The organism is Solidesulfovibrio carbinolicus, assembly GCF_004135975.1.
Lineage (GTDB): Bacteria > Desulfobacterota > Desulfovibrionia > Desulfovibrionales > Desulfovibrionaceae > Solidesulfovibrio > Solidesulfovibrio carbinolicus.
The window spans coordinates 1,905,051-1,930,823 of record NZ_CP026538.1 but is presented as its reverse complement, the minus strand read 5'-3'; the positions used below and the strand labels follow the sequence as shown (position 1 = coordinate 1,930,823).

Genomic DNA, 25,773 nt, shown 5'->3' with positions numbered 1-25,773 from the left:
GGCGTCAGATCGGATACAAACTCTTACTTCAGACCAATAATATATACCTGAACAAATTTGAACAACACCAATCAATGAAAAACAAAAAAAGATACGACAGGAATCAATCACAGATACGGCTTGGCGTTGACCAGAGAAATGTCAATGCCATAATCAAGTTTTGACACAATTTCCTCATAACACGTCCTAGCATCAAACTTTGAACCATACTGCCGTCCAGCCAGTTCCGGTATTTCATGCCCAAAGATCTGTCGAAAAGTATCGTTATGTAGTCCTTTCACCTTAAAGAAATCACTAAAGGAATGCCGTAACGAATGAAACGTCTTATTCCCCCCAAGGTCTAATGCTCTGACCAATTTACCAAATACCTTTCCAGGTTGCTTTCCAAACTTGGGCGACAATGCTGTCTTATTTAATTCTGGGAAAAGCCTTTCAACCCCTTGTTTCTTGAGGCAATCGCGATGATCAAGAAGCCCAACTTGAATTAAGTCCTGATGGATAGGAATGATGCGTGCAGCGTTTTTATTTTTTAGCAACTTCCGTCCTATCCCATCACGATACAGATTGGCGTTGACATCTATGACCCATATGTTTCCCTGTTCGGACTCATATATGTCGTCGAGGCTCAACTGACACACCTCTTCGAGGCGCATACCTGTATAGACTGCTATCAGCGGAGCCCAGAAGAAAGAAGGATGTTTAAAATCTCCTTTCACATAATGATCGCTTGCGAAAATCTTCCGAATATCTTCAGGGGAAAAAGCATCACGCAGGCCAATCTCTTGCCTATCATCCTTAATAGAAAGCCCTTTCGCTGGATTCTGGGACAAATGCCCTTCCCGCACACCCCAATCAAACATGCTTGATGCCGTCTCGACGATCACATTAACTGTCTTGACACTTAAGACATCAGCGGGATTCATTTCTAAAATATCGTTGATTGTTTTCCCTTTGTACTTTTTCAACTTCGTCCTATTGGGCGGCAATCTACGTAATACATCACGAAAATGGCGCATATCATCACGAGAAACATCAGAGACAACTTTATCCCCCAAGATTTCTACCAAGTTAAAGAGCCTCCCCCTATGATCCGCAACACCGTGATCTTTCCAAGCTCCATCAGAAATTTTTGTCTTGATATACTTCTCAATAAATTCAGACAGCAATTCCCCACCAACAGAATCAGACTGGCCTCCTTGGACAACTGCTTCTTCAGCAACAGGAGGATACGGTTTATAAGGAGCAGCAAAAACAGCTTGCTCCATGAGGTAATCACCACTTGCTCTCGCCGCTTTGATCTTATTATTAAGCACTTGCGCTTTCAAATGTGCTTTTACTATTTGCAAAACATTCTCATTTGAAATCTCCTCAGGCTTAAAAACTCCTTCCGATATCAACACCGGGATACACTCTGTCACAGACTTGACTAACGAATCAGGATTCTCAACAAGACGACTCAGGAGGCTGGCATTACTTGCTAAAAGTTGCGCGGCCGTCAACTCAATGTCAGGACCACTCACCCCCTTGCGCGGATGAACATTCATGTCATCCTTCTCTAGAAGAGCACGGAGATACCCATTGAGCCTTTCCCGAATCTCTTTTTGAGAAATTGGTTGTTTATCTGGCTCTTCCAGCAAGCAGGCTAACCACTGAACCAACTGTGATCGAATTTCTTGATAATCCAACAGCCCACCCCCAATAAGCTTTAGCAGCAGAGCATATAACCCAGACGCTCTATGCCGAGCCTCCCGGACATATCCAGTCTTCAAACTGATGCGGATTTCAGCGTGACCCAATAGATCACGGCATGCTTTTGGGAAAGCATACCGAAAATAGTAAAGATTGCCTTTCAGGTAAAGGTAGGTCGGCGAGGACCGCCGGATGGAGTGCACCACCGACTGAGAATCGCCAGGGAGGATTCGTGACGAGGACCGTGGGGGTGAGAGTGCTTCCCTTCGGCCCTGGAGTGCTGCGCTGGCTTGTGACATGGCTGCGGCCCACGCCGGCGTACGGCATGTTTGACCCTGCGCTTTGACCCCTTTTGGCAAACAAGGGAAAAACACAGGGTTTTTTGAAGCCTGGCCACAACCCTGAAACAAAAAAAGAAGGGGTTGCAGCCGTTTAGCTGCAACCCCTTCAAGATGGTGCGAAGGGGGGACTCGAATATTCAAACTATAACATTGTATTTAAGCAATAAAAAATATACAAAATCAACAGATGCCCCCAAAAATGCCCCTAAAATTACGAACTACAACTTCAACCATCTCAATTGTCACACTCGATATTCCCACCTGTGGGATCAAGATACAATCGCCATGATCCAAGTACTACCCCATGAACTGTCGATATATCATCAACTAGAAGAGCGCTACCGCGTTAACATTGGTCTTCGTGTACCCTCTCTGTTCGCAGCTATGGATTCAGCTAGGACGACGAGTTAAGGCGTCGTACATGAAAGAAGAAAAATCGTCTTGCAGATCAAGAATTAGTAAATTTTTTCGGATAGTTTCCCAAATTAGCCCACGTCGTCTAGAGAAATGGGTTGTTGCGGGCCTTCCTTTCTGTTTAGAAATTGAATATAGGAGTTTGGACAAACTGGATTAGGCATGCACCACTGCGCGTGAATTTATATATAAATTTCAGCGTTTTAACTATGAAAACTCAACATGAATCCACCTAGACCGTGAGGAGAACATGGCAGAAACAATAAATATTTCGAAGATGGCTGAAATTGTCAGCAAAGAAATATTTACGTACTTAAACTGGGAAGTTTCAGGTCCAACCAATGAAAATACACCTTGCATTGATGAATCCCATGCCTGCAAAACACATCCAGCTGACGTAGTTTTTCGATATGTCGAGCCGTATGAAGACAAAATCACACATGTATTATGTGATTTAAAAAGCTACTCAAAAGAGACAATCAAAGAAGCGAAGATAAAGAAAGCGATCGAAGATTTAAATATTGCATTGAGTTGCGCAAGAAGAAACACAGCATGGCAAGAAAAATACATATTTACAGAAAAAAATATAAACATAAAGGGCATGTTGTTTATCTATAACCATGACAGCGAATACGACAAAGATTTCATGGAATTATTTAAAAAAGCTACCGACAAGATTTCTATTGATAAAGGAAATAAAATTTCAGTCATAGGACCAAAAAAAATATTATATTTAAGCAATTTAGCGTCAAACATCCAACTACTAAGAGGAAAAAAACAATTACCTGATGAAGAATACGGATTCTTTTACCCTGAACAGCCCGTGAGAAAAATTTTTCATGACCAATCACGGTTACCTTTAACAATTGAGCAAATAGGAGGATCGTTTCATATATTGAGATATTCAGAAAAGTATGGATCAAATACCATCATTAGCTTAGACGTTTACCTAGAAGACAAGCAGAATGAGTTTGAGAATTTTCAACATTTATTTGACTACCTAAGAAAAAATAACTGCTTGCAGAGCTTTAGTAAAATTCGAGTGTTTGCTCCATTCTCAAAAGATAGTACCAGGACAAACTATGAAAAAGCATTGAGGATATACGGAGAAAAAGTCGATGAAAACTTCGCGAACAAAATCAAACCCGTAATCTCATATGAACACATCAACAAAGTTATTCCACAATTTTTTAGCGAAGAGATAGGGATGCGCGATGAGTAGAAAATTCCACATTACTTCCATTGATATTTTTGACACCTTAATGGCCAAAGGAAGGAGAATTGGCATACATGGACTTATAAATATGGCAAAAAACAAATATATTTTAGTATCAAAAGATGATGACAAAGAAAAATTAGCAGAATATATATCGCAGTTACCTTATGATTACGATGACATTGTGAGCTTATATGAAATTATCGAACAGGATACGCGGAGAGAAAAACTTTCAACAATGCAAATAAAAAAGAAAATGGAGTACAATCAATTTCAAGAAGCTATTGACAATCTTTCAACGCAATTAGCCAATTCCGGAGAAAAACTAACTATCAAGAGCAACCCAAATCAGCCTATACTATTTCTTGAATATGAATATCCAGACATAGACTTTGGCAAAGCTACAATGCTTCAAGAAACAATAATGCGCGATCGCATAGAATTTTCGCTCAACAAACCACATGCGACTGATGTAAGGTTTGCTGCAAACCAAAAATGCCAAATCTTAATAGATAAGATCATCAAAGAAATAGAACAATTCACCAGTGACAAGCTCCAAGTTGATGAAATTGAACTTTCACACATACCAGACGGCGGAAGACGCAACCAATTTTTTTTCTCTCTAATTAGCAAAATTCCAGGTTTGGATTTAGATGATGTTTCAGGGGTAAAAATTTCGAAGAGCAATACATCAATGTCGGCTGAAGACGACATTAACGATACACAGGATGAAGCTCTCGAGCCAGATGCTATTGCCACAAAAGAGTTGACGGGATTTATTAAAGAAGTGGCGATCAAGGGCCGCGCCATTTTATCTCAAACAGAATACAAAGACTTCGTAAGCAAAGGTTTTTTCATTTCTAATATTGTTTGGAAATCGCTTGACAAAACCATTGAACCAAATTTGCTAGTTGAGTTTGAAGCTGGATTTGCCAATCATCAAGAATGCAAAGGATTTCAGTACACCGTAAAAGGGGCTTATAGTTTCAAGAAGAGCGAATCTATTTATTCAACCACTCGAAAGCCTCTTTCAGAACCTGAGAAACTAAAGTACAAATCGAAACTAGAGGAGTCTGCTCGGAAGTCAAAAAAGGAAGCGTCTCATGAAGAAACTTAAATTCATACCATGTTCTTTTGCAATGAGTTGGAATGAATTTATAGCTACAATAATGGACGCCAAATACACTGATGAAAGCTCAAAGGGAATAACCATATCAGACGTATCAAAAAACAAAATTCAAGGGATTTTCTATGAAAAAGTTGTTTTTTCTGAAACACTCTACAATCCTATCCAGGGTGACTACGATGTAACGAGAGAGACATTCTTTAGAACTGAGTTTCTTTTCTTCAACAAGATAACTTGTCTTATAAGCCCTTCCAGAAGAGCCCCTAACTTTTTTTCTTTTCTTTCGAAACTAACAAGTTTTAGGTTTTTTATCAGTGAAAACAAGCTCAACATGCCAAACCTTATTGATTTTTTACAAGCGTCTATTCACGACTTTAAAGTTACAAAGTCTACATACAAATTTTTTTCAATAAATGATAATTTAAAATGTTCAATGTCACTCGCAAGCAAAGACAATGTACTGAACTATACTAAAGATATGGGTTTTAAAGTTCCAAATATACCTAATAAGTTTTCATTCACTGGCCTTTGGCGCAACCAGGAAACCAAAGGAGACATCAGCGAAACAGGCCTTGTCACAATTTCTTGCTGCGACTATAATACTTTTATTGACTTATTTGTTTCCAATGCTGACCTTTTGTTTTCCATTGAATAGTCTTCCTGCCCTAATGTTTACCTAGATCCCTTCCATTTACATCTCATAATATGTTGCATTGACTAATTTCCACGCTCAATTATGCTTTCTAGCTTTCTTTTTCTTCTCTCCCTAGCAAGAACCCCTTGACATCAAGCTTCACCTCCCGCTGAGGTCACGAGCACGTCAACACTCCCGAGATGGAATACCTGGCACCTCATTCGGTCCATGGCGACGATCTACCTTACGCTCAAGTCGCGCATCACCTGGGGTTCACGCCCCCGCTTTCATTCTCGGAAATGCCGGCGTCGACTTCTGGAGCATCTACTGCGGCTATGCCTTTTGACTTTAAAGGCAAGGCCGTGCGGGCCATCGTGGACGCAAACGGCGGGGCTTAGTTCGTGGCGAGGGTCGTTTGTAGCATCCTGACCTCACCAATATAACCGAGGCCACTAGAAGCCTAGATAATGACGAGAGGGGTTAAGTAATCCTGAATACCCTTGGTAGTTCCCAAGAAATGCTCATCTTTTCCGAGTCTGGCCTTTACAAGCTTGTGTTCCGCAGTCGGAAGCCGGAAGCTGAAAAGTTCAAGATAGAGGAAGATAACATTGCTCTTGAGATTGCGAAGCGGAAGCTTGTTCGTAAGAATGATGAACCAAACAAACGACAAATTCTACGGCATTGACCTTTCGTAAGACCTTTATCAAGCCCTCTCACAAGCCTATTTTAACCATTGAAAGAATTTAAACTCATTCAAACTACGCATTTGTTATTGAAAAAACCAAACTCGCCGAGTCTTTTTTGATTTTTTCACGAAAAACAAAAAAACGATTACTTTACGGTGCAGGAGTCCCTTTAGCTTGTGCGGAGGAATTTTGGAATTCCGCGCGTTAACCCTTGAGATTAACTTACGTGGCGGGGAGTCCCATGGCGAGCTTGCCAGCATGGGCGGGGTGTGTCGGGTGAGCTCGGCCTTGGCCGAATCTGGATCGACAGACTACAAGATCGTGCTGCAACCCCTGGGGAAGTCCTTTGGCCTAGCTCCGAGGGTGTGACACTCGCGACTGCCCTACACCTCCACCAGCCCCAGGCGCTTCACAAGCCTGCCAGCGCTTGCCGGATGCCATTGGCCGCCCCTTGGCGTCAGAATACTTCGGGCGTTCAATTGGTCGGCCAGCTTATGCAAAGTTGGCCCTTCGGCCCAAAGCCCGGCCACGATCTGCCGCAAGTCTTCCGCCCGGTCCTGTGCGCCCTGCCGGATCGCGGCCACGGCTTCCACGTTCCCCCGGCCCTTAAGGTGGGCGGCACCATTCGGACAGCCTAGGCGAACCCCACGGGCCTTTGCTGCGGCAAGGGCGGCCTTTGTCCGGGCGCTAATCCTTTCCCGCTCGTCCTGGGCAACCACGGCCAATATGCCGATGGTCAAAGGCGTGGCCTGAGGATTGTCCACGCACACGAAGTCAACGCCGGCATCACGAAGGGACAGGAGGAAAGCGGCATTTCTGGAAAGCCTGTCCAGCTTGGCGATAAGCAACTTCGCCCCCGTGGCTTTGGCAAGCTGAAGCGCCTCTTGAAGCTTCGGCCGGTTATCCTGGCGCTTGCCGCTCTCCACCTCCACGAACTCGCCGACAAGTTCCCACGCTCCCCCATTCAGGAAGTCCAGGATTGCCTTTTGTTGGGCCTCAAGCCCAAGGCCGCTGTCACCTTGGCGCTTGGTGGACACTCGTAGGTACGAAACGAACTTGCCAGCCATGCTTTGCCTCCGTATCAAATTGCCTAGCCAACGTTAGGCAACTTGATACATAAAATCAAGCAAAATACTAGCCCTGGCCGCATATGTCCATCGGTTAGCTGCATCTTGTCCAATATACGTTCATGACATTGGCTAGGCAATCGCTTGCACCTACGTAATGAGCTTTGGACGACTAGCAGATTTCAATTATAAGCCAGTTAACTACGACAATGACAATATAAAACCTATCGATAATTACGGCTATTGCGTATATATTGCGTTGATATTGTCTTAATCTTCAATTAACTACCTGGAAATATTTGTGTTCTATGGTGCGGAAGGACAGCTAGACAATGCATTACGCATCTAGCTTGTCAGGCCGGCCGACCGCACCACGGTCTTGAAATTGATGACCTAGTTACGACGTTATTGCAAACGACGCATCCTTACATGCACTGTCGCCTGTGGAGCGCTCAGCTTTAAGTTTTAAGGCCAGATCAATAATCGTATCTATGTCAATCAACGCCTTTTCAACCACAGTAGGCGTCATATACGCACCGTATTTACGGATTGCTGGCAATACCTCCTTAAAGAGCCAGCGTTTAAATGCTTTGAGTTTATCGATACGGCGATTGACTCTCTCATAATCAACATGACACAGCGGCGATTTCTTAGGATCCATGGACAACAGCATGGAAAACAGCCCCTGTTCGTTAACAATCGCCATTAACTGCTTGCCTCCGGCAGTTACAATATGTGTCACGCCCTTTTCATCGTCATCCAATCGACCAAATGACCGCCGATAGTGCGTGTCTCCAAATGCGGCACAAACGTCCCGCGCCACAAACCATGGCCGGCCAGCACCATCAACGACAACTCGGATTTGATCGTCGTCGGAGTTCAACAAAATATTATCAGCGATAGGGCCAGCAAAGCTCTCGCCAATCGGGACAAGCTCACCCTCAATAACAGGGGTAGCGCTACGCTTAGCCAAGGCGCACCTCCTCGCCTACACTCCTCATAATCGCCTCAAGTCCAAGACGAACAGCACCAGGGAAGGGTGTGACACAAAGCAGATACGACCGCAGCGTTGAGCAAGGAATTTGCAGCTTTCTGGCGAGCTGGGGTTGGGTCATACGGGTTTCAGGGTTGGAGAAAAACCGCTTCACTTGAGCGGCAAACTCGAAATCGGGCCGGCTCTTGGCCGGGCTTGAGGTGTTTTTCATCTGGGCAAGATAACAACAACGGGCCAAGATTGTGGAGCCCGTGCCTATCCCGACATTTCATCCTCCATGGTCGAAAAAAGTGCCTAGTTTCGACGACCTGACACCAATCGATGCCGCGCCGGGAAGTCGGCCAAAACCAGACGGAACGGGGATTGACCAAACTGGCCGCGCGACTGACAAGCCAAGCACGACAAGGGCAAGACGCAGTTCGCAGCCGACGCCTTACTGGCCAACTGAAAGGGTGTACCACTTCCTGGCCCTGGCCGTGCGGTTCTGAAACAAGCTGCCCCATGCCCCCCTCGGCACCCCCCTTAGATGTCTCGGATCACCAGAGGCACAAGGGGCACTACGAGAGAATGCTGATAGTGGAGACGATCAAAAAGGGCCGGCTTGCGTTTGTAATTGCAGGGGTGGAACTAGAGCGGCAGACATTGGCTTCCGTGGCGCTGACTGAAGAGGAATCCTTTTTTACGCTCCCCAAAACATTGCGCCTACAGGCTTTCAGCGACCTCGTAAAACGCCATCTAAGACGTTCTGCGCCACAAAACGACCTGAACTTCACCACCCGACAAATGCCTCTGTATCGGTCACTAATAGCGTTACAGGGCTATGCCCAATATAGTCTTTTTATATGGCGGATAATTACACGCCTTTGTACGCCATGCGTTGCTCAAATCCTTCTAATATCGTTACAGATGCAACTAACAAGCGAACCTTACGACAGATGCATAAATGCAAATTGTCAAGGGCCGCATGGAATATTTGCCCATTTTAGTATCACAAGCTCGCCTACATTCGAAGGCTGGTTGACGGTCGATAAAATGGACTACTTTACGTTGTCTCTGCAAACTCAAAAGGCCACGTCTGGATGGCATTCCAGAGCGTGGCCCGTTGGTTATTGCTAGTTTCCTGTGTCCGCAATAGCCTATGTATTACCGCACAATATCGCTTAGGCTTGCGAGGCTTACAACGGCAGGGTGGTTTGGGGGGTTTGGGGGGTTATTTCTGAACCATATACATAAACATCATCCAACTTCTTATGCGTAGGGTGAAAAGAAACCCCCATAACCCCCATAACCCCCCGGACCAGCCAACTGGCAGACCCATGCACCTTGCCCGCTCGCTCGAACTTCAACCCATCCACTATTCGGTTGGCGTTACGCTCAATCCAGCGCCCCAGACGGCGAGCATTGACACTGTCACCATCGCCCCCGATCTCCTCCAAGGCGGCTTCCAATGCCTTGTCGGTCCCGCTGGCGGCGATGGCCTGGGCAACGGTGGCGGGAGTCTTCCCAAAGTGGTTGTGCCAGGACGTGAGCAACGCCCGGAGCTTCGAAGTCTCAGGGTCTTCGCTGTAGGCCGCGTCAATGCTCAATACCGGATCGGCCACGTCCCACAAGTCCTCTTTGCCGACACAGACGACAGCCCGACGAATCGTGTCTGACCACGCCTCAAAGCTGGCGGTGCGGTCCGTCAGGGGATTAGGCCGTCCCAGGCAATAGCGGATTAAAGTCAGGCCAGCGGCGACCATGGGAAGGCGGTTCTCTTTGCAGTATTGCGCCGGGTCCAGGTCGAAAGACCTTCTCCATGGAGCCTCCATACCCGTCTCGATATGACAAGTGAGGATGCGCCGGCAGAGGTCGCCCTTGAGAATCACATTGTTGCCGGTCATCAGCAGCAAGCCGCCTGTTCTCACCATAACCTCTTCGGACACGCCAAGGATGCGATCTGACAGGTACTCGCTTGTCGTCCAGGCGCACAACGCATCGGAATCAAGGTGGCCGTTCAGGTTGTCCAGCACGATGGCGGCAACTCCACGCCGGCCCACGGCAACCAGCCGCTTGCGCATTTCCGTGTCGTCTTCCGTGCCTACCATGACCGCAGGCACATCGCAGCCCGCGAGGTGAGACAAGCACTTCGCCAACAGGCTCTTGCCCGATCCCGCCGTGCTAGCGGTCAACAGGAAACCGGGCGCGGTGGGAAAGGCTGGCCGGAACATGGCTGTCAGGATCGCAGCCAACAAGACGCCTTGATCCAGGGAGCCGGCCAAAGGAAACCCTTTAAACGGGGCCATCAAGGTATCCACCGCTTCTTTGGCCTGCTCCGGGGTAGGATTAGCTGGAATGCCGGGCCAATTGCTTAAGTCGGGGCAAGCAACCAAGATGCCGGTTTCCGCGTCAAAACCGTCGCGTTCGATGATGCGGCCAACCTGAGGATGGTACAGCGGTGCAGTCGTCGCAGCGGCCAGCTTGGGCAAGCCCCACTGGCCCCGCATCGCCATGACGCCCTCGGCCACGTTGCGGGGGCAATCACAAGGCGCGATTTTCCCTTCCTTGCCGGGCTTTTGCCAACGCACCAGCCGGTCTAGCTCCAGCAGAATGCCAGCCAGGGAGAGCGGCACAATGGCCCCTTGGTCGGTGACGCGGACAATCTCGCCGTTACGCTCGAAAAGCGCCCCATCGCCACGCATGGCTCCCAAAGCGGCTTCGACGGCAGCAAGACGTTCACCGCCTCGGACGACATGCGCCCGGCGTTCTCGGCGCAAGCTGTACCGGACGCCGCCATGAGCGTGGGAGTAGATGTAGGGCTTGCCGGCCGCCCGAAGGTTCAAGAGCGCTATGCGGTTGTCGTTGCCATAGGTCGGCTCAAGTGGATCAGCGCAACGTTGCCCATGGTAAAGGTCGGGCTTTGCCAAAACTTCGGCCACCGTGACGGTCTTTCCATCGGCCATGGCAAGCTCAAACTCGCCGTACAAGGTCGCGGTGATCGGCCGCATTATGATAGACTTCGCGCAGCTTGTCCGCGTCCTTGGGATGGGAAATCGGCGTCTTGCCGTCCCGGGCCAGGATGCGCCCTGCCTGCTCCTCCGCCCACTTCTCGCGGACCACGGCGGCCTGGGGCTTGGAGGCGTCTTTGAGGGCGGTCACGATCTGCCGACGCTTCGACTCCTCGGCCGGGGTAAGGTCGAGAATGGCAGCCTGGGTGTCAAAAGGCGCAGCGTCAGCGTTGAAGAGGACGGGAGCCGGCCGGCGCTGTTCCAGGGGCAGGACACAAGCCGCTCCACCGGCAAAGTCCAAGCGCTCGGGCTGGAACACAGCGGCGTCAATTAGCCCGCGCTCCAGCAGTTGTCCCGCTTTCCCGATCTCGATATGGCCGAGGCCAGCCAATTGCAGGCGCTTGAACAGCACTGCCCCAGCCCTCGGGATGTCCCGGCCATCCGCGACCAGCACGTAAACGCGCCGGCCTCGTTGCCCGATCAATTCCCGGTCGCCCTCATAGATGTAGCTTGACGCCGAGTGCGCCAGAATGTGCGGCGCTCGGTCAAGGCCCGGCAACACGCCGTAGAGCGCGGCCAAAAGGGCTTCGTCCGTCATGGGTGAGGCTTCCTTGGGCGTGTCGTGGTCAATCATCATAATGGCCGGGCCAGCGGGATAGCTGAAGTGCTCTCGTGTCCGGGCAATAGCCGGGAGGTCACTCCCCGCAGCCGTTGCAAGCTGGTCCTGGGTGACGATCCGGGCTTTACCATGGCCGCAAACGCCATAAACCAAGGCGTTAGCCGGGGTCAGCCCTGCCAGGGCATCGGAAAAGTTCGCCAGCGTTGTGAAGCGTTTTGTCTCGGCCAAACCGTTCACCAGCTGGCCGCCCGGGACTTTGACCAGTGCGTTGCCGGCGTCCAGGCGAAACCCCTTCGACAAATGCGCGGGGACGGAAGCGGTAATGAGGGTTGCCGAAAAGGTGGCCGAGTTAAGCAAGCTCCATCCCCCCTTCGGCTCCGATGCGGGCCACAAGACCCAAAATGTCGTCTGTGCGCCAAACTGCGGTTCTGGGGCCGAGTTTTACGGGCGCGGGGAATCGGCCGGTCTTAATGCCGGCATACCATGATGACTTGCTGATCGGGATGAGCTTCAGAACCTGAGGCAGACGCAGAAGGCCTGCCAAATTGACATTGGACATTTGGAAAATGGTCTCCATATGAGTCGGATTTAGCCCTGTTTGCACGGGGCTGGACTCGATAGGGAGGGTTGTACGGAGGATCGGAATGGCCCACAAAGAATCGAACTCGTAGAGTTTCTTTCTCGGACCCAAAGTCCGGAGAACGCTAAGCCGGGGTGAAACCGCTATAGCTCTTCATCTCGCAGTGTTTGGTGAAATTTTTTCTGTTTGCTCACCCACGACCTGACCGCATCTTCTGTGATTTCGCCCCTCCTCTTGAGTATTGACCTGACTTCTTGGTCTTCTGCCGCTTCGCTGTTCATCTCCTGGGCAATGTCGGCACAAATATCTTCATCGGACCGCCCGAAAACTTTTAAGTCAACATAACGACCATAAGCATAGTCTTGAAGCGCAAACAGGTCTGCATTCTTATCCTCATCGTCGAATGCATTGCGAAGATTATTCAATGACAAAGCTTGAACTATGATACGTGGCCCATCCTTTCCAACATCTTCTATGTCAGCGAGTTTATCGGCGCAGTCAAACATGTAGTCAAAAACCCATTTCGGTATTAAGCTTACATCTCTATTGCACCTATAAAGCATTTCCCAGGCAGCGATTCCTTTTCCATTCTTGTACGCCTTGCGAATGACATGCTCTTCATCCCAATTTGGGACAAACAACTTATTTTTCCAGGACATGCATTCCCTATTCGCCGGCAACGGCATGTAGAGGTGTTACCTTTGCCCAAGCCTTGAGCTTGTCCAGATAGTCGGCCCAAGCCTGCATCATTTTTCGTCGCTGCGGCAAATATTCCGCCCTATTATACGCAGCCTTGACCTTATTACGCTCAACATGCCCAAGTTGCGCCTCAATGAGGTCACTTGCCCAAGAAAGCTCATGCAACAAAGTAGAAGCCATCGCTCTAAATCCGTGAGCGCACATCTCCCCTTGTTCATACCCCATGCGTCGCAAAGCCGCGTTCAATGCCATATTGGACATGCAACGACCATTTGTACGATTGCATGGAAACAAATACTGGCCATGCCCCGTCAAAGGGCGAAGGTCTTCTATGATCCCTACGGCTTGCCGAGACAACGGCACGACATGATCTCGACGCATCTTCATCTTTGCGGCAGGAATGGACCAGCGAGGCCCATCGGCGGCGTCGAGGTCGATCTCGTTCCACTCCGCTTGCCGCAGTTCCCCAGGGCGCACGAAGACAAGCGGGGCCAGCCGCAAGGCCGCCACCGTGATGGGGCTTCCCTGATAGCCGTCTATGGCCCGCAGGAGTTGCGCAACCCCCTTGGGGTCAATGATGGCAGGGCGATTCGTGACGCGCCCCGGGGCCAACGCCCCACGAAGGTCAGCGCCAACATTCCGCTCAGCAATTCCCGTGGAGATAGCGAAGGCAAAAACAGCTTCACAGTATTGGCGCAGCCGCTTGGCTGTCTCATGATGCCCCTTAGCCTCGATCTCCCGAAGCGTGGGCAGGATGGCAGGAGCGCGCAGCGTTGCTATCGGGACATGCCCGAAGGCCGGAAAAAGGTGCTGTTCCATACGCCCCAGGACTTTGACGGCATGGCTCTCGCTCCAGACCTTGACCTGTTTGGCGTGCCAATCCCGGGCGACCACCTCAAAGGTATTCGCATCTTCAGCCGCTTGAGCCTCGGCATCTGCCTTCTCCTGCTTTCGCTTCTCCCCGGGGTCTATCCCTTCTGCAAGCAATGTCCGGGCTTCATCACGCCGTTGCCGCGCCAGCTTCAAGCTCACGTCGGGCCACAGGCCGAAAGTCAGACGCTTTTCCTGACCGCCAAACCGGTACTTCAAGCGCCAAGATTTTCCGCCCGAAGCCAAAATCTCCACATACAACCCATTCCCATCGGAGAGCTTGTAAGACTTGGTCTTCGGCTTGGCATTTCTGATGGCAATGTCCGTCAGAGGAAGTGTCTTCTTCGGCATGAGGCACCTTGTCATTTGGGGCATTCAGATCAGGTGGACACTTGGCCCGCAAACCCAGAAAATACGGGGCTCGCCATGCATGTGCCCCCAAACAAAAAGGGCACCTACCAAGTGCCCCATCATGTGCCCCCAAGGCTTCCGGATGTCAACGGACCCCAAAAGACGAAGCCGGACTATCGCTAGCCCGGCTTCTCTTTGTTTCCAGGTACTTAAGGACCGTATTGGACCTTCCTGGACTAAGCTATGGTGCCGAAGGGGGGACTCGAACCCCCACGGGCATGGCCCACCACCCCCTCAAGATGGCGTGTCTACCAGTTCCACCACTTCGGCAAATATCGTCTCTACTGCTTCGCCGCGCCAGGGGCCGGAGCCGCCGGAGCAGGAACATCCTCGAAGGTCACGCCCTTCTTGGGTTCCGCATCCTTGGCGCCTTCCAAAGCCGCCGGAATCTGCACCGGAGCACCGCTGGCGTCCATCATGACCGATTTGGCCGAACGCTTGTGCGAGCCCGAATACACATTGTAGGCAAGCGAAGTCATAAGAAAGATCGCTCCAAAAAGCGCGGTCAGCTTGACGAGCAGTCCGCCTGCCCCCGTGCTGCCGAAGACGGATTGGCTCCCGCCTCCGAAGATCACCCCCATGCCTTCCTTGCCGGACTGCAGCAGAACCAGGATGATCACGGCCACGCAGGCGAGTACATGTACAGTAATTATGAGAGTTGTCAACTGATTTATCCCGTTATTTTCGCGGACATGTCCACGTGTTCGTCAAGCTGTCACAATCGCCGCGAAGCTTCCAGCCTCAAGGCTTGCGCCACCTACCAGCACTCCATCGACGTTGTCAATCCCCAAAAGCTGACCCGCGTTGCCCGGCTTCACGCTGCCGCCGTAGAGAATGCGGATGTTGCCGCCAACAGCGCCCAGCCGTTCGACCAGCATGGAGCGCACCAGGGCGTGTGCCTCGGCCACTTCTTCCGGTCCGGCCGTGAGCCCGGTGCCGATGGCCCAGACCGGCTCGTAGGCCACGGCCAGCTTTTCCGGCGCGATATCGGCCGGGGCCTCGGCCAACCCGGCCTCGATCTGGCGGCGCAGCACGGCTTCCAGCTCGCCGGCCTTACGCTCCTCCACCTTCTCGCCCACGCACAGGATCATGGACAGACCGCTTTTCAGCCCAAAGCCCACCTTGCGCCCGACCATGGCGTCGTCCTCGCCCAGGATGTGGCGGCGCTCGGAATGGCCGGCCAGGGCGTAGGAGCAGCCCGCGTCCAGGAGCATCTCCGGCGCGATCTCGCCGGTGAACGCTCCCTGGCTCGAGGGATAGAAGTTCTGCGCGCCCAGGGCGAACCCGGCCTGGCCGGCCAGGGCTTCGCCCGTGGTCCCCAGGGCGGTAAAGGGCGGGATCACCAGCACCTCGCGGTCGGCCGGCAGCTTGCCGGCCAAAGCGGCGACCAGATCGGCGGCCGTCTGGCCCGCCTCGCCGCGAAGCTTGTACATCTTCCAGTTGGCGGCCATGAGCTTTTTCATGACTGACACTCCTTAAGCGCGGCAAAGGCCGGCAGTTCCTTGCCTTCCAGGAATTCCAGCGACGCGCCGCCGCCGGTGGAGATAAAGGCCATCTTATCGGCCAGCCCGGCCTGATGCACCACCACGTCGGTGTCGCCGCCGCCGACGATGCTCAGCCCCCGCACTCCGGCCACGATGTGGGCCACGGTGTAGGACCCCTGGGCAAAGGCGGGGTTCTCGAACGCGCCCATGGGGCCGTTCCAGACCACGGTCTTGGCCTCGTCCATGACCAGGGCGAAAAGCCCGGCCGTCACCGGCCCGACGTCCAGGGCCACGGCGTCCTCGGGAATGGCGGCAAAGGGAACCTGGCCGCAGGGCTGCATCTCGGCCATGGGCTTGTCCGCGTCCTTGGAGATGATGAAGTCCACGGGCAGGTAGAAGCCCACGCCGCGCTTTTTGGCCTCGGCCATGATCTCCAGCGCCGCCTCGAACAGGTCGGGTTCGACCAGGGACTTGCCCACGCCGTAGCCCTGGGCGGCCAGAAAGGTGTTGGCCATGGCCCCGCCGATGCACATGGCGTCGACCTTGGTGAGCAGATTTTTGAGCACCCCGAGCTTAGAGGATACCTTGGCCCCGCCCGAGACGGCCACGAAGGGCCGCTGGGGCGCTTCCACGGCCTCGCCCAGGAACTGCCATTCCTTCATAAGAAGGAACCCGGCGCAGCACTGTTTGGCGAGCTTGGCAAAGGCCACCATGGAGGCATGGGGCCGGTGGGCCGTGCCAAAGGCGTCGCACACGTAGACCTCGGCCATGGACATGACGTCCTTGGCGAAGTCCATGTCCCCGGCGGTCTCGCCCGGATGGAAGCGCAGGTTTTCGAGCATGAGGATCTCGCCCGGCTTAAGCGCCGCGGCCATGGCCTTGGTCGCCTCGCCCAGGCAGTCCGGGGCCATCTTGACCTCGCGCCCGAGCAGTTCGGACAGCCGCTTGGCCGCCGGGGCCAGGGAATACTTGGCGTCCGGCGCGCCCTTGGCCTTGCCGAGGTGGGAGCACAGGATGAGCGAGCAGCCCTTGGACAGGGCGTATTCGATGGTCGGCAGGCTCGCCCGGATGCGCAGGTCGTCGGTGATCTCGCCATCTTTGAGCGGCACGTTGTAGTCCACCCGGATGAGCAGCTTCTTGCCGGCGACATCGATCTGATCAATGCGGATAAGGGCCATGAGAACTCCTTAACGCGTGCCTGAAGTGGGGTTATATGTTGGCGCTCGCGCCCTGCCCGGCTTCGCGCCGCATAACCAGGGCGTCCTCCCCGGTGTCGGGGTAGTACCGTTTTCGCACGCCGACCACGGCGAAACCGTGGCGAAGATACAAGCGTTTGGCCGGCTCGTTGCCGGCGCGTACTTCCAGATGCCCCTGCAACATGCCTGCTTTGTCGGCCTGTTGCAAGACATGGCCGAAAAGCCGGGACCCCAGGCGCTGCCCGCGCCGGGCCGGGTCCACGGCGATGTTGATCACCTCGAATTCATCGCCGAGAAAATGAAATACGCCGTAGGCGGCAAGATGGTCGCCGTCGCGGATGCCGTAGGCCCGGACATGGGGCCGGGCCAGGGCGGCGGCAAAGGTGGACGCGTCCCAGGCGTCGGGAAAGCAGACCCCCTCCAAAGCCGCCAGGGCTGCGGCGTCGGCCAGGCCCAGCCCCTCGGGCGCAGCGGCCTGTGGCCCGCCGGCCTGTTGCGACGGCGCGTCCGGCGCTGCCCGCCCCGCTGTCTGCTCCCCGCTTGCGGGGCTCGCTGCATCCGGTTGCATTTCCGGCGTCTCCTGGCATCATGGCCGCCACAGGACCAACCGTGGCAAAAAAAACAACTCCCAAACCGGCCGAGGAAATGGTGGACGTGGTCGATGAAAACGACCGCGAACTGCTCGTCATGCCCCTTGGCGAGGCCCACCGCCAGGGCCTGTACCACCGCGCGGCCATGGTGCTGGTCTACGACCCCGAGGGGCGGCTCTATCTGCAAAAACGCGCCCCGCACAAGGACCTCTACCCCGGCCGCTTCGATCTCTCGGCCACGGGCCATGTCCAGGCCGGCGAGGCCCGCGAGGAAGCCGCCGCCCGGGAACTCCACGAAGAACTCGGGCTGACCGCCAAGACGCTGACTCCCGTGGACGCCGCCCAGGCCAGCCGGGAAACGGCCTACGAGTTCGTCACCGTCTTTTCCGCCGGCCGCCTGGCCGACACGCCGCGCCCCAATCCCGAGGAACTCTCCGGCGGCATGTTCGTGGACGAAGCCGAACTGGCCGCCCTGGTGCGCGACTACCGCGACTGCCTCACCCCGGCCGTGGTCCACTTTTTCGAAAAGGGCACGTTGTTCCCGAGGTTGTGATTGAAAGGCGAAGAGCCTCCGGCGGCCAGGAGAGGCGCTGCCTCTCCTGGACCTCTCCGCCGGGGGCCTGAGGCCCCCGGACCCCCCAAATGGGGGAAAATCAATCGGCCAGCAGGGCCAGCATGGGGTCGTGGAGCGCGCCGTTGGTGGCAAGTATCCGGAAATCGCCCAAACGGTACGGACCGTCCGGGCGATAGCTCCCCACCCTGCCCCCGGCCTCGGCCACGAGCAACGCCCCGGCCGCCACGTCCCAGGGATTGAGCGCCAGCTCATAAAAGGCGTCGAACCGCCCGGCGGCCACGTAAGCCAGATCCAGGGCGGCCGAACCCGGCCGGCGGATGCCCTGGGTTTCGGCCAGCATGACCCGCAAATCGGCCATGATCTCGTCCAGATTCTCGCGGATGGCGTAGGGAAAACCCGTGGCGACAAGGGCCGCTTCGGGCCGGTCGGTCCCCGAAACCCCAATGGGCTGACCGTTGCAAAACGCGCCTATCCCCTTGCCGGCCGTAAAACACTGGCCAAGTATCGGCGCGTTGACGCAGCCCACCACCGGCTCCAGGCCGTCGTACAGCGCCACCGACGTGCAGACAAACGGAAACCCATGGGCGAAATTGGTGGTGCCGTCCACCGGATCGATGATCCAGGTCAGCCCCGACAGCACGGTCTTGGCGGCGGTCTCCTCGGCCAGAAAAGCGGCCTCGGGCAACACCCGGGCCAAAGCCGCCTTCAGCCCATCCTCCACGGCCAGATCCGTGGCCGTCACCAGATCAATGCGGCCCTTGAGGCGCACGTCGCGCGGAGCGTCCCAATCGGCCTTGATGCGCTCGCCGGCCGCCAAGACCGCCTGCCGCACGGCCTCCATCAGGCGTGCCGTTTCCGTCTTCGTCATGGGTGGTTGTCCTCACATCTTGCGAAGATGAAGAATGCCTCCGGCGGCCGGGGGCCTGAGGCCCCGGACCCCCCAAAGGGTTAAAGGGGGCCGCTGCAGCGGGCGGAAGCGGTCAAGGGGAAAAGCCTGCCGGGACCACGCCGGCGCTTCGGACGGTCTGGCTCGGAGCAATGCAACGCGGCAAGGCGCTAATTGATGAAGACGTCCTTGAAGCGCTCCCGGTCTACCATGGAACGGCCGGTGCCGCGCACCACGGTGGTGAGGGGATCGTCGTCGAGAACCACCGTGAGATTGGTCTCCTGGCTGATGCGCTGATCCAGCCCGGCCAAAAGCGCCCCGCCGCCGGCCAGGAGCAGGCCGTTTTTGGCGATATCGGCCACGAGCTCCGGCGGCGTTTTCTCCAGCGCCTTCATGGCGGCGCTGACGATGATGTTGACCGGCTCGCGGATGGCTTCGCGGATCTGCTCGTCGGTGACGGTCACCGTGGTCGGGGTGCCGTCGATGAGCGATTTGCCCGAAACTTCCATGGAGCGCGGCTCGGGCAGCGGCATGGCCGACCCGATGCGGATCTTGATCTCCTCGGCCATGTTCTCGCCGATGAGCAGCTGAAACTCGTCCTGGACGTAGCGCTGGACGGTCTCGTTGAGTTCGTCGCCAGCCACGCGCACGGACTCGGCGTAGGCGATGGCGGAAAGCGAGATGACGGCCACCTCCGTGGTGCCGCCGCCGATGTCCACCACCATGTTGCCCGAGGGCCGGTCGATGGGCAGGCCCGCGCCGATGGCCGCGGCCATGGGCTCCTCGACCAGCTTGACCTCGCGCGCGCCGGCCATTTGGGCCGATTCGACCACGGCGCGCTTTTCGACCTGGGTGATGCCGGTGGGCACGCAAATGACCATCTTGGGCTTGGCGTAGCGGAAACCGGTCAGCACCTTGCGCACGAAAAAGGCGATCATGGCCCGGGTGACGTCGAAGTCGGCAATAACGCCGTCCTTCATGGGACGAATGGCCCGGATGCGCTCGGGGGTGCGGCCAAGGTACTCCTTGGCCTCGGCCCCCACGGCAATGAGCTCGTCGGTGCGGGTGTCAATGGCCACCACCGACGGTTCAGCCAGCACGATGCCGTCCTGGGCGGTATAGAGCAGCGTATTGGCCGTGCCGAGGTCCATGGCCAGGTCCTTGCCGAGGAACCGAAACAGTTTCGTGAAAAACATGCCCACACTCGCGTTGGCGTTCGAAAAAAAAGAGGACGGCCCATTGCCGGACAATTGACCCATGGTAGATGGGCACGGCCGAAAAGTCTACGCCGAAGGGCCGCCGAGACGAGTGCGCAGGTGCAGGTTTTCCAGAAACAAGGCCAGGCTTTCCGAGACCATGCCGACGAAGGTCTTGAGGTCTTCGGCCACGGGCAGGGGCCGGGGATCGGCCAGGGTCAGCACGGCCCGGATCTTTTTGGAAAAGGCGATGGGCAGGCAGATGACGCTTTTGCAATCCGTGGTCGCCACGTCCAGGCCGAAAAGCGGCAACCGGCTGGCTTCGTCCTTTTCGCCGGTATAGACCGGGGTGTTGTTTTTAAACACCCAGCCGACCAGCCCCTGGCCCACGGAAAACCGGGCCGGCACGTCGCGGCCGCCCACAAACGGGCTTTCGCTGACGCCTTCCAGAAAATACGAGCGCCCCGATTCGTCGCGAACGGCCAGGATGGCGTGGCGAAATCCCGTCGCCTCGGCCAGGATCGACAGGAACGCCTCGCGAAAGGCGGCCCATTTGGGGTGGGTCTTGTGCAGCAGGGCAATGCGCTGGTGGGCCTTGTAAAACCCGTGTTCGACCAGGCTTTGGGCCACTTCCCGGCTGCGGGCCAGGTGGTTGCCGGCCAGTTGCGCGAACTGCGACAGGATCTTGAGGTCTTTTTCGACAAAAGCGTAGGTCTTGCGGGTGTCGATGCAAAGCGCCCCGCCGGTGGCCGGCACGGGATGGCCCATAAACGCCCGGATACGCTCCTCTTCGCCGCCTCGGTAATAGCCCAGAATACCGCGCTGCTGGTCGAAATTGCTGATCAGAAGCGGTTTTTTCTCGCGGATGATCCAGCCGACCAGCCCCTGGCCCGGGGCGATGGCGGCCTCGCGATTGAGCGCCTCGCCCAGGCTGAACGCGGCCGCCGCCCGGCACACCCCGGGCTCGGCCGGATCGGGCAGGAACAGCACGGCCGAATAGGCGTCGAAGACGTTGCCGACAATGTCGAGCAGTTGCTCGTAAAAGGCGGTCTGCTGCATGGCGGCCGGTGTCTCGCTTGCAAAAAGCCGGCTGGCTTTTTCAACTAGGAATTATAAATTCAGCTTGTTAAACGGCATGATGGCAACCCTGGCCCGACCCAAGGCCGCCCGGTCAACGCCCGCCCCCATAGAGGCTTCCGTCTTGGGCGCACCTTACGGAGACGGGCCGCCTGCGTCAAATCGTTCACCCATCGTAACCGCCACCACCTCTGCGGGGCTTTATTCCTAATGGATATTAGGCTAAGAAAGGGTTTTCGGCAGCGACGGCCAGCCCGCCGGCGGCCGGCAACCGACAACCCGCCCACGGAGCGGCCATGATCTTCGACTGGACGACCGCCTTTTCCCAGGTTCCGGAAGCCCCTTTCCTCGACGGCCAGCACCGCGCCAGGGAAGGGGAAATCCTGCGCGTCCAGACGTTGCCCGACCTGCGCCGTTTCCTCGATTGGATCCACATCAAGCAGTGCCTGCTCAAGCCCTATGCCGAACATGCCAACTACCCGGTGGTGGATTTCCGCGAACTGCTCCCGTCGTTTGAGGCCGACGCCTACGAATACAAGGAGCTGCCGGGCTTTTCCATGGTCGCCCTGGCCCGGCCGCTCAAGTACTTTCAGGAAATCTTCCAGTACGACATCCTGCACTGCCTGCTCGACTACGCCGACGAAAAATACCGCGACCAGTGTCCGCTGGAATCCTCGATTTTCAGCCAAAATATCCGCACGTTCTGCGCCCACCTGCCCAAGGCCAGCCAGGACGCCTTCCGCACCCGCTTTTCCGAGACCGACGTCACGAGCCTGGAGAACTACGCCGCCCTGCTCCCCACCATCCTCGACATGGACCGGGCCCATGTGCTGTCCATGGACAGCCAAAACGACTTCTACCTCTCCGGCGTCTACTGTTCGTTCCCGTCCTACCTCGACACCGAACTCAAGCGGTTTGGCCTGAACATCAAGAAATTCGCCGTGGGCGACGACCGACGCTACGAGCGCCATCGCGGCTTTGTCTACCAGTTTCTCATGGAGCTTTACGGCTTCCCCATCGTGTCCGAGCGGCGCACCTCGTCGGCGCTATTCGCCCGCCGGCTGTTCCGTATGGGCGAAAAATTCCTGGTCCGCGTCCTTGGCCAGACCGACCGGGCCATCACCACGCTCTACTCCCATCCTGACGCGCGCTTTTATCCGCGCGTGGAAAAAATCGCCCTGGTGGCTGTGGACAAGTCCCAGACCGAGGCGGTCAAGGCCCTGGCCGAAGGCGGCTACTTCATCGATCCCGACCGCCGGGTGGTCATCACCCGGGTGGTCTACCGCCAGCACAAGTACGATCCCAACAACGTGCGCCAGGATCGCGCCCTGTCCGTGGCCACACAAGAGGTCATCCATCCCCTGACCGGCCGCAGCTACTACCGCCTCAACCTCGTCAAGGACACCTACAGCCTGTTCTTGCGCTTAAACGACATCGTGCGCGGCGAATATTCCGGCCGCATCGTCTACAAGCGCAACGAAATCGTGGAAAACACCGACACCCACGAGAAAAAGCTCAAATTCCTCTACGCCTGGCTGTCCAAGCACCAGCGCCGCATCATCGGCTACTCCGACGATTTCTATTCCAACGTGGTCAAGGTTCTCGACAACTACCTCTTAAGCGCCGACCACTACGACGACTTCAGCAACATGCGCGACGTCTACCAAGAGGTCTGGAGCAAATACAGCTACATCCAGCAGGCCAGAAAAGTGAAGATGCTTGAAGACCTGCAAGACCGCAATTACAAGGGCGAACGGCTGACCTACGCCAAAATGCTGGCCCTTTTCACCGAAGTCTTAAACGATCTCAAATTCGAGATCGTCAACTATTTCGACGCCCTGGTCGAGCGGGTCCTGTCCCTTGGCGACATGATCTTAAACGACAGCTATCTGCTTCGGACCTACATCCGCAAAAAGGATATGGACCTTTCACCTTATGGCCTGTCCGTCAAAAAGACCTACGGCCGGCTGGTGGCCCTGCTCGACGAATTCCGCATGATCCGCAAGGCCAAGAAAGAACAGGGCATTGTCTTGCCCCTGGTGGCCCAGAGCTGATGCTTCCTTTATAACGTAACGATGGTTGTGTTGTAAAATATATAAATATGCAAACATGTTGCTTGTTGTATTGTTGCACTTCGCAACTGCAATCGGAACAGAACCTGACCGGCGGCCCGGCCGCCGTACACCCTTGACGTCGGAACGCCGTGTCCGACAGACCCGGAGCCAATTGCCGTGGAAAAGCCCACCCCCACTCCCCTGACCGACTGGAACCGCGAGCACGGAGCCAAGATGGTCCCCTTTGCCGGCTTCGACATGCCGGTGCAGTACACCTCCATCCTGGCCGAACACGAGCAGACCCGCAACAAAGCCGCCGTCTTCGACATCTGCCACATGGGCGAATTCACCCTGTCCGGCGACGGCGCGGCCCAGGCCCTGGGCAAGGCCGTCACCCACGACCTGGCCACCCTGGCCCCGGGCAAATGCCGCTACGGCTTTCTCCTCAATGAAGAAGGCGGCGTCATCGACGACCTCATCATCTACTGTCTGGGCGTGGACGACTACATGCTGGTGGTCAACGGCTCGCGCATCGTCGTGGATTTCGAGACCATCAAAGCCCGGCTGCCGGCCGGCTCGAACTTCCGCAACGTCTCGGCCGAGACGGCCAAGATCGACCTGCAAGGCCCGCTGGCCTTCGAGGTGCTGCGCGACCGCCTGCCCGGCGATTTTTCGGGCCTCAAATACTTCAACTTCGTCTGGACCGACTTCCAGGGCGCCAAAATGATGGTCAGCCGCACCGGCTACACGGGCGAACTCGGCTACGAGCTGTTCCTGCCGGCCGGCCAGGCCGTGGCCCTGTGGGAGGCCATCACGGCCGATCCGCGCGTGGCCCCGGCCGGCCTTGGCGCGCGCGACACCATCCGGCTCGAAATGGGCTATCCCCTCTACGGTCAGGATCTCGACGAGGAGCACACCCCGGCCGAGGCCGGCTACGGCTGGCTGCTGACTTCCCCGGCCGACTACGTCGGCAAAGGCAAGGCGGCCGGCCTGCGCCAAAAGCTCATCGGCCTGGAAATCCCCGGCCGCCGCAGCGCCCGCCACGGCGACGTCGTGTGCGACAAGTCCAGCAAGCCGGTCGGCGTGGTCACCAGCGCCTCGTTTGCCCCAAGCCTTGGTCACGCCGTGGCCCTGGCCTACGTGGATGCCTCGGCCGCCGAGGCCAAGGACTTCCTGGTCAAGGCCGCCCGGGTCGAACTGCCGGCCAAGCGCCGCGATCTGCCGTTTTACAAGGACGGCACGGCCAGAAAGGCGATTACGGGCTAAGAGGGAAGAGGAAGATGCCTCCGGCGGCCGGGGGGATCATCCCCCCGGACCCCTGCGAGAGAAACCTGAGGCAGCATTGGGAGCATAGTCATGCGGCCGAGGGGTGTTGCCTCTCGGCCGCTTTCGTCGCCGGACGTTGCGGCAATGCCAGCCAAGGACTTTTTCGTGGGCCGACCCGACGCCTTTTACATCCCGCCCGAGCAGTTCGCCGCGCCCTTTGCCCTCACCGGAGGCGAGGCGGGCCACTGCGCCAAGGTGCTGCGCAAACGTCCCGGCGAACGCGTGCGCGCCTTTGACGGCACCGGCCGCCACGGGCTTTTTCGCATCGAAACCGTCGGGCGCGACCGGGTGGAGCTTGTCCCCGAGAGTCTTGAAGAATCCCCCCTGCCCGCGCGGCGGCTGCACGTCGCCGCCGGTTTTTCCCGCTCGTCCCGGCGCGACTTTTTTCTGGAAAAGGCGGTCGAACTCGGCGCGGCCGGCATCGTCTTCTGGCAGGCCGAACGCACCCAGGGAAAAATGCCCGGCGACCCCAAGGAAGCCTGGACTGCCGGGCTGATCGCCGCCGCCAAACAATGCGGCGCGGCACGACTGCCGACGCTCGCCTGCCTGCCCGGCGGCGTAGCCGGTCTGGCGCAGGCCGGACAAGCCTACCCCCGCAGGTTTCTCCTTTGGGAAGACCCGGCCGTGTCGCGCCCGCTCACACCGGCCGATCTGACCGCAGACGGCGACACCCTGTGCGTCGTCGGCCCGGAAGGCGGCTTCAGCGACGCCGAGGCCGCAACACTCACAACCGCCGGGTTCGTTCCGGTCACCCTCGGCCCGCGCGTGCTGCGCTGGGAAACCGCCGCTCTGGCCGTGCTGGCCCTGGGCTTGACAGCCGAGGCGAGATAAGAGCCTCCGGCGGCCGGGGGCCTGAGGCCCCCGGCCCCCCCACATGGGAAAAGGATAAAGGGGTTCGACAACGAGTTCCGATGCCCCGATGAGTCGTACGAAACGACAACTAATGGTCGCCGACCAATAACCTTCGCCAACCACGGCGGAGAGCCTTCAGCCGACCCCGAAACGGGATTCCAAAGGGCAGCGCCCTTTGGCCGCCGGAGGCTTTCCCCACGACCAC

Annotated in this window: 23 protein-coding genes, 1 tRNA gene and 1 pseudogene; 8 read left to right on the top strand and 17 right to left on the bottom strand. The window is 56.1% G+C overall.

The features are described 5' to 3' along the window. Window positions 1-107: 107 nt before the first annotated feature. Entirely contained in the window at window positions 108-1,685 is a 1,578-nt protein-coding gene (locus tag C3Y92_RS08575; protein WP_165352090.1) for a site-specific integrase, read from the bottom strand. A gap of 48 nt (window positions 1,686-1,733) precedes the next feature. Then, window positions 1,734-1,988: pseudogene (locus C3Y92_RS21815) on the bottom strand (DUF6538 domain-containing protein); the annotation flags it as partial. A 706-nt stretch (window positions 1,989-2,694) separates the two neighbouring features. Between C3Y92_RS21815 and C3Y92_RS08570 the strand changes: the two are divergent. The 4 genes from C3Y92_RS08570 to C3Y92_RS21810 all read left to right on the top strand — a co-directional run bounded on the left by C3Y92_RS08570 (window position 2,695) and on the right by C3Y92_RS21810 (window position 6,105). After that, window positions 2,695-3,666, top strand: a complete 972-nt coding sequence (locus tag C3Y92_RS08570; RefSeq protein ID WP_129351656.1) for a hypothetical protein — start codon at window positions 2,695-2,697, stop codon at window positions 3,664-3,666. Next, on the top strand, window positions 3,659-4,777 hold the full coding sequence (locus C3Y92_RS08565) for a hypothetical protein (protein WP_129351654.1): 1,119 nt from the start codon (window positions 3,659-3,661) through the stop codon (window positions 4,775-4,777). The genes C3Y92_RS08570 and C3Y92_RS08565 overlap by 8 nt, the downstream gene beginning before the upstream one ends. Then, on the top strand, window positions 4,764-5,441 hold the full coding sequence (locus tag C3Y92_RS08560; RefSeq protein ID WP_129351652.1) for a hypothetical protein: 678 nt from the start codon (window positions 4,764-4,766) through the stop codon (window positions 5,439-5,441). Before C3Y92_RS08565 ends, C3Y92_RS08560 begins: the two co-directional genes overlap by 14 nt. Before the next feature lie 466 nt (window positions 5,442-5,907). Further along, on the top strand, window positions 5,908-6,105 hold the full coding sequence (locus C3Y92_RS21810) for a BRO-N domain-containing protein (protein ID WP_408021677.1): 198 nt from the start codon (window positions 5,908-5,910) through the stop codon (window positions 6,103-6,105). A gap of 384 nt (window positions 6,106-6,489) precedes the next feature. Here the strand turns inward: C3Y92_RS21810 and C3Y92_RS08550 are convergent, their stop codons facing one another. From C3Y92_RS08550 to rimI, 12 genes are all read right to left on the bottom strand, one after another. After that, window positions 6,490-7,173, bottom strand: coding sequence for a recombinase family protein (locus C3Y92_RS08550; protein ID WP_129351648.1), 684 nt, complete (start codon window positions 7,171-7,173; stop codon window positions 6,490-6,492). A gap of 397 nt (window positions 7,174-7,570) precedes the next feature. Continuing rightward, on the bottom strand, window positions 7,571-8,146 hold the full coding sequence (locus C3Y92_RS08545) for a BRO-N domain-containing protein (RefSeq protein ID WP_129351646.1): 576 nt from the start codon (window positions 8,144-8,146) through the stop codon (window positions 7,571-7,573). 1,196 nt (window positions 8,147-9,342) lie between these two features. Further along, entirely contained in the window at window positions 9,343-11,154 is a 1,812-nt protein-coding gene (locus C3Y92_RS08540; protein ID WP_129351644.1) for a hypothetical protein, read from the bottom strand. Beyond that, window positions 11,117-12,130, bottom strand: coding sequence for a hypothetical protein (locus C3Y92_RS08535; RefSeq protein ID WP_129351642.1), 1,014 nt, complete (start codon window positions 12,128-12,130; stop codon window positions 11,117-11,119). Before C3Y92_RS08535 ends, C3Y92_RS08540 begins: the two co-directional genes overlap by 38 nt. Then, window positions 12,123-12,332: a helix-turn-helix transcriptional regulator gene (locus tag C3Y92_RS08530; protein ID WP_129351640.1), complete on the bottom strand. Its 210-nt coding sequence runs from the start codon at window positions 12,330-12,332 to the stop codon at window positions 12,123-12,125. Before C3Y92_RS08530 ends, C3Y92_RS08535 begins: the two co-directional genes overlap by 8 nt. Window positions 12,333-12,496: 164 nt before the next feature. After that, the gene (locus C3Y92_RS08525) at window positions 12,497-13,012 is read right to left on the bottom strand and encodes a hypothetical protein (protein WP_129351638.1); all 516 of its coding nucleotides are present in this window, start codon (window positions 13,010-13,012) and stop codon (window positions 12,497-12,499) included. Window positions 13,013-13,019: 7 nt separating this feature from the next. Beyond that, window positions 13,020-14,273 carry a tyrosine-type recombinase/integrase gene (locus tag C3Y92_RS08520; protein WP_129351636.1) on the bottom strand — a complete coding sequence of 418 codons (1,254 nt, stop codon included), beginning with the start codon at window positions 14,271-14,273 and terminating at the stop codon, window positions 13,020-13,022. Window positions 14,274-14,517: 244 nt separating this feature from the next. Then, window positions 14,518-14,603, bottom strand: a tRNA-Leu gene (locus C3Y92_RS08515). A gap of 11 nt (window positions 14,604-14,614) precedes the next feature. Beyond that, window positions 14,615-14,998, bottom strand: coding sequence for a preprotein translocase subunit SecG (secG, locus tag C3Y92_RS08510; protein ID WP_129351634.1), 384 nt, complete (start codon window positions 14,996-14,998; stop codon window positions 14,615-14,617). A gap of 42 nt (window positions 14,999-15,040) precedes the next feature. After that, window positions 15,041-15,796 carry a triose-phosphate isomerase gene (gene tpiA / locus C3Y92_RS08505; protein ID WP_129351632.1) on the bottom strand — a complete coding sequence of 252 codons (756 nt, stop codon included), beginning with the start codon at window positions 15,794-15,796 and terminating at the stop codon, window positions 15,041-15,043. Next, window positions 15,793-16,995, bottom strand: coding sequence for a phosphoglycerate kinase (locus tag C3Y92_RS08500; RefSeq protein ID WP_129351630.1), 1,203 nt, complete (start codon window positions 16,993-16,995; stop codon window positions 15,793-15,795). The genes tpiA and C3Y92_RS08500 overlap by 4 nt, the downstream gene beginning before the upstream one ends. 31 nt (window positions 16,996-17,026) lie before the next feature. After that, a complete protein-coding gene (gene rimI / locus C3Y92_RS08495) occupies window positions 17,027-17,581 on the bottom strand; it encodes a ribosomal protein S18-alanine N-acetyltransferase (protein ID WP_207214035.1) in 555 nt (184 codons plus the stop codon). A 41-nt stretch (window positions 17,582-17,622) separates the two neighbouring features. Here rimI and C3Y92_RS08490 point away from each other — a divergent pair, with 41 nt between their 5' ends. Next, window positions 17,623-18,156: an NUDIX hydrolase gene (locus tag C3Y92_RS08490; RefSeq protein ID WP_129351628.1), complete on the top strand. Its 534-nt coding sequence runs from the start codon at window positions 17,623-17,625 to the stop codon at window positions 18,154-18,156. A gap of 100 nt (window positions 18,157-18,256) precedes the next feature. On the opposite strand, the gene C3Y92_RS08485 is transcribed toward C3Y92_RS08490, so the two are convergent. The 3 genes from C3Y92_RS08485 to C3Y92_RS08475 all read right to left on the bottom strand — a co-directional run bounded on the left by C3Y92_RS08485 (window position 18,257) and on the right by C3Y92_RS08475 (window position 21,318). Continuing rightward, window positions 18,257-19,045 (bottom strand): inositol monophosphatase family protein, encoded by a 789-nt coding sequence (locus C3Y92_RS08485; RefSeq protein ID WP_129351626.1) that lies wholly within the window; start codon window positions 19,043-19,045, stop codon window positions 18,257-18,259. Between the two features lie 188 nt (window positions 19,046-19,233). Then, complete coding sequence (gene mreB / locus C3Y92_RS08480) at window positions 19,234-20,259, bottom strand: rod shape-determining protein (protein ID WP_129351624.1); 1,026 nt, start codon at window positions 20,257-20,259, stop codon at window positions 19,234-19,236. Window positions 20,260-20,346: 87 nt separating this feature from the next. After that, complete coding sequence (locus tag C3Y92_RS08475; protein ID WP_129351622.1) at window positions 20,347-21,318, bottom strand: GAF domain-containing protein; 972 nt, start codon at window positions 21,316-21,318, stop codon at window positions 20,347-20,349. Window positions 21,319-21,632: 314 nt separating this feature from the next. On the opposite strand from C3Y92_RS08475, the gene C3Y92_RS08470 reads away from it, so the two are divergent. From C3Y92_RS08470 to C3Y92_RS08460, 3 genes are all read left to right on the top strand, one after another. Then, entirely contained in the window at window positions 21,633-23,390 is a 1,758-nt protein-coding gene (locus C3Y92_RS08470; RefSeq protein WP_129351620.1) for a hypothetical protein, read from the top strand. Between the two features lie 177 nt (window positions 23,391-23,567). Beyond that, window positions 23,568-24,656 carry a glycine cleavage system aminomethyltransferase GcvT gene (gene gcvT / locus C3Y92_RS08465; RefSeq protein WP_129351618.1) on the top strand — a complete coding sequence of 363 codons (1,089 nt, stop codon included), beginning with the start codon at window positions 23,568-23,570 and terminating at the stop codon, window positions 24,654-24,656. A gap of 165 nt (window positions 24,657-24,821) precedes the next feature. Continuing rightward, the gene (locus C3Y92_RS08460; protein ID WP_129351616.1) at window positions 24,822-25,547 is read left to right on the top strand and encodes a 16S rRNA (uracil(1498)-N(3))-methyltransferase; all 726 of its coding nucleotides are present in this window, start codon (window positions 24,822-24,824) and stop codon (window positions 25,545-25,547) included. Window positions 25,548-25,773: the final 226 nt, after the last annotated feature.

Excerpts from the sequence above, each read along its gene's own strand:
- C3Y92_RS08570 (WP_129351656.1), top strand. The coding sequence starts at position 2,695 with ATGGCAGAAACAATAAATATTTCGAAGATGGCTGAAATTGTCAGCAAA.
- C3Y92_RS08565 (WP_129351654.1), top strand. The coding sequence starts at position 3,659 with ATGAGTAGAAAATTCCACATTACTTCCATTGATATTTTTGACACCTTA.
- C3Y92_RS08560 (WP_129351652.1), top strand. The coding sequence starts at position 4,764 with ATGAAGAAACTTAAATTCATACCATGTTCTTTTGCAATGAGTTGGAAT.
- C3Y92_RS08550 (WP_129351648.1), bottom strand. The coding sequence starts at position 7,173 with ATGGCTGGCAAGTTCGTTTCGTACCTACGAGTGTCCACCAAGCGCCAA.
- C3Y92_RS08540 (WP_129351644.1), bottom strand. The coding sequence starts at position 11,154 with ATGCGGCCGATCACCGCGACCTTGTACGGCGAGTTTGAGCTTGCCATG.
- C3Y92_RS08530 (WP_129351640.1), bottom strand. The coding sequence starts at position 12,332 with ATGTCCAATGTCAATTTGGCAGGCCTTCTGCGTCTGCCTCAGGTTCTG.
- C3Y92_RS08525 (WP_129351638.1), bottom strand. The coding sequence starts at position 13,012 with ATGTCCTGGAAAAATAAGTTGTTTGTCCCAAATTGGGATGAAGAGCAT.
- C3Y92_RS08520 (WP_129351636.1), bottom strand. The coding sequence starts at position 14,273 with ATGCCGAAGAAGACACTTCCTCTGACGGACATTGCCATCAGAAATGCC.
- tpiA (WP_129351632.1), bottom strand. The coding sequence starts at position 15,796 with ATGAAAAAGCTCATGGCCGCCAACTGGAAGATGTACAAGCTTCGCGGC.
- C3Y92_RS08500 (WP_129351630.1), bottom strand. The coding sequence starts at position 16,995 with ATGGCCCTTATCCGCATTGATCAGATCGATGTCGCCGGCAAGAAGCTG.
- rimI (WP_207214035.1), bottom strand. The coding sequence starts at position 17,581 with ATGCAACCGGATGCAGCGAGCCCCGCAAGCGGGGAGCAGACAGCGGGG.
- C3Y92_RS08485 (WP_129351626.1), bottom strand. The coding sequence starts at position 19,045 with ATGACGAAGACGGAAACGGCACGCCTGATGGAGGCCGTGCGGCAGGCG.
- mreB (WP_129351624.1), bottom strand. The coding sequence starts at position 20,259 with ATGTTTTTCACGAAACTGTTTCGGTTCCTCGGCAAGGACCTGGCCATG.
- C3Y92_RS08475 (WP_129351622.1), bottom strand. The coding sequence starts at position 21,318 with ATGCAGCAGACCGCCTTTTACGAGCAACTGCTCGACATTGTCGGCAAC.
- C3Y92_RS08470 (WP_129351620.1), top strand. The coding sequence starts at position 21,633 with ATGATCTTCGACTGGACGACCGCCTTTTCCCAGGTTCCGGAAGCCCCT.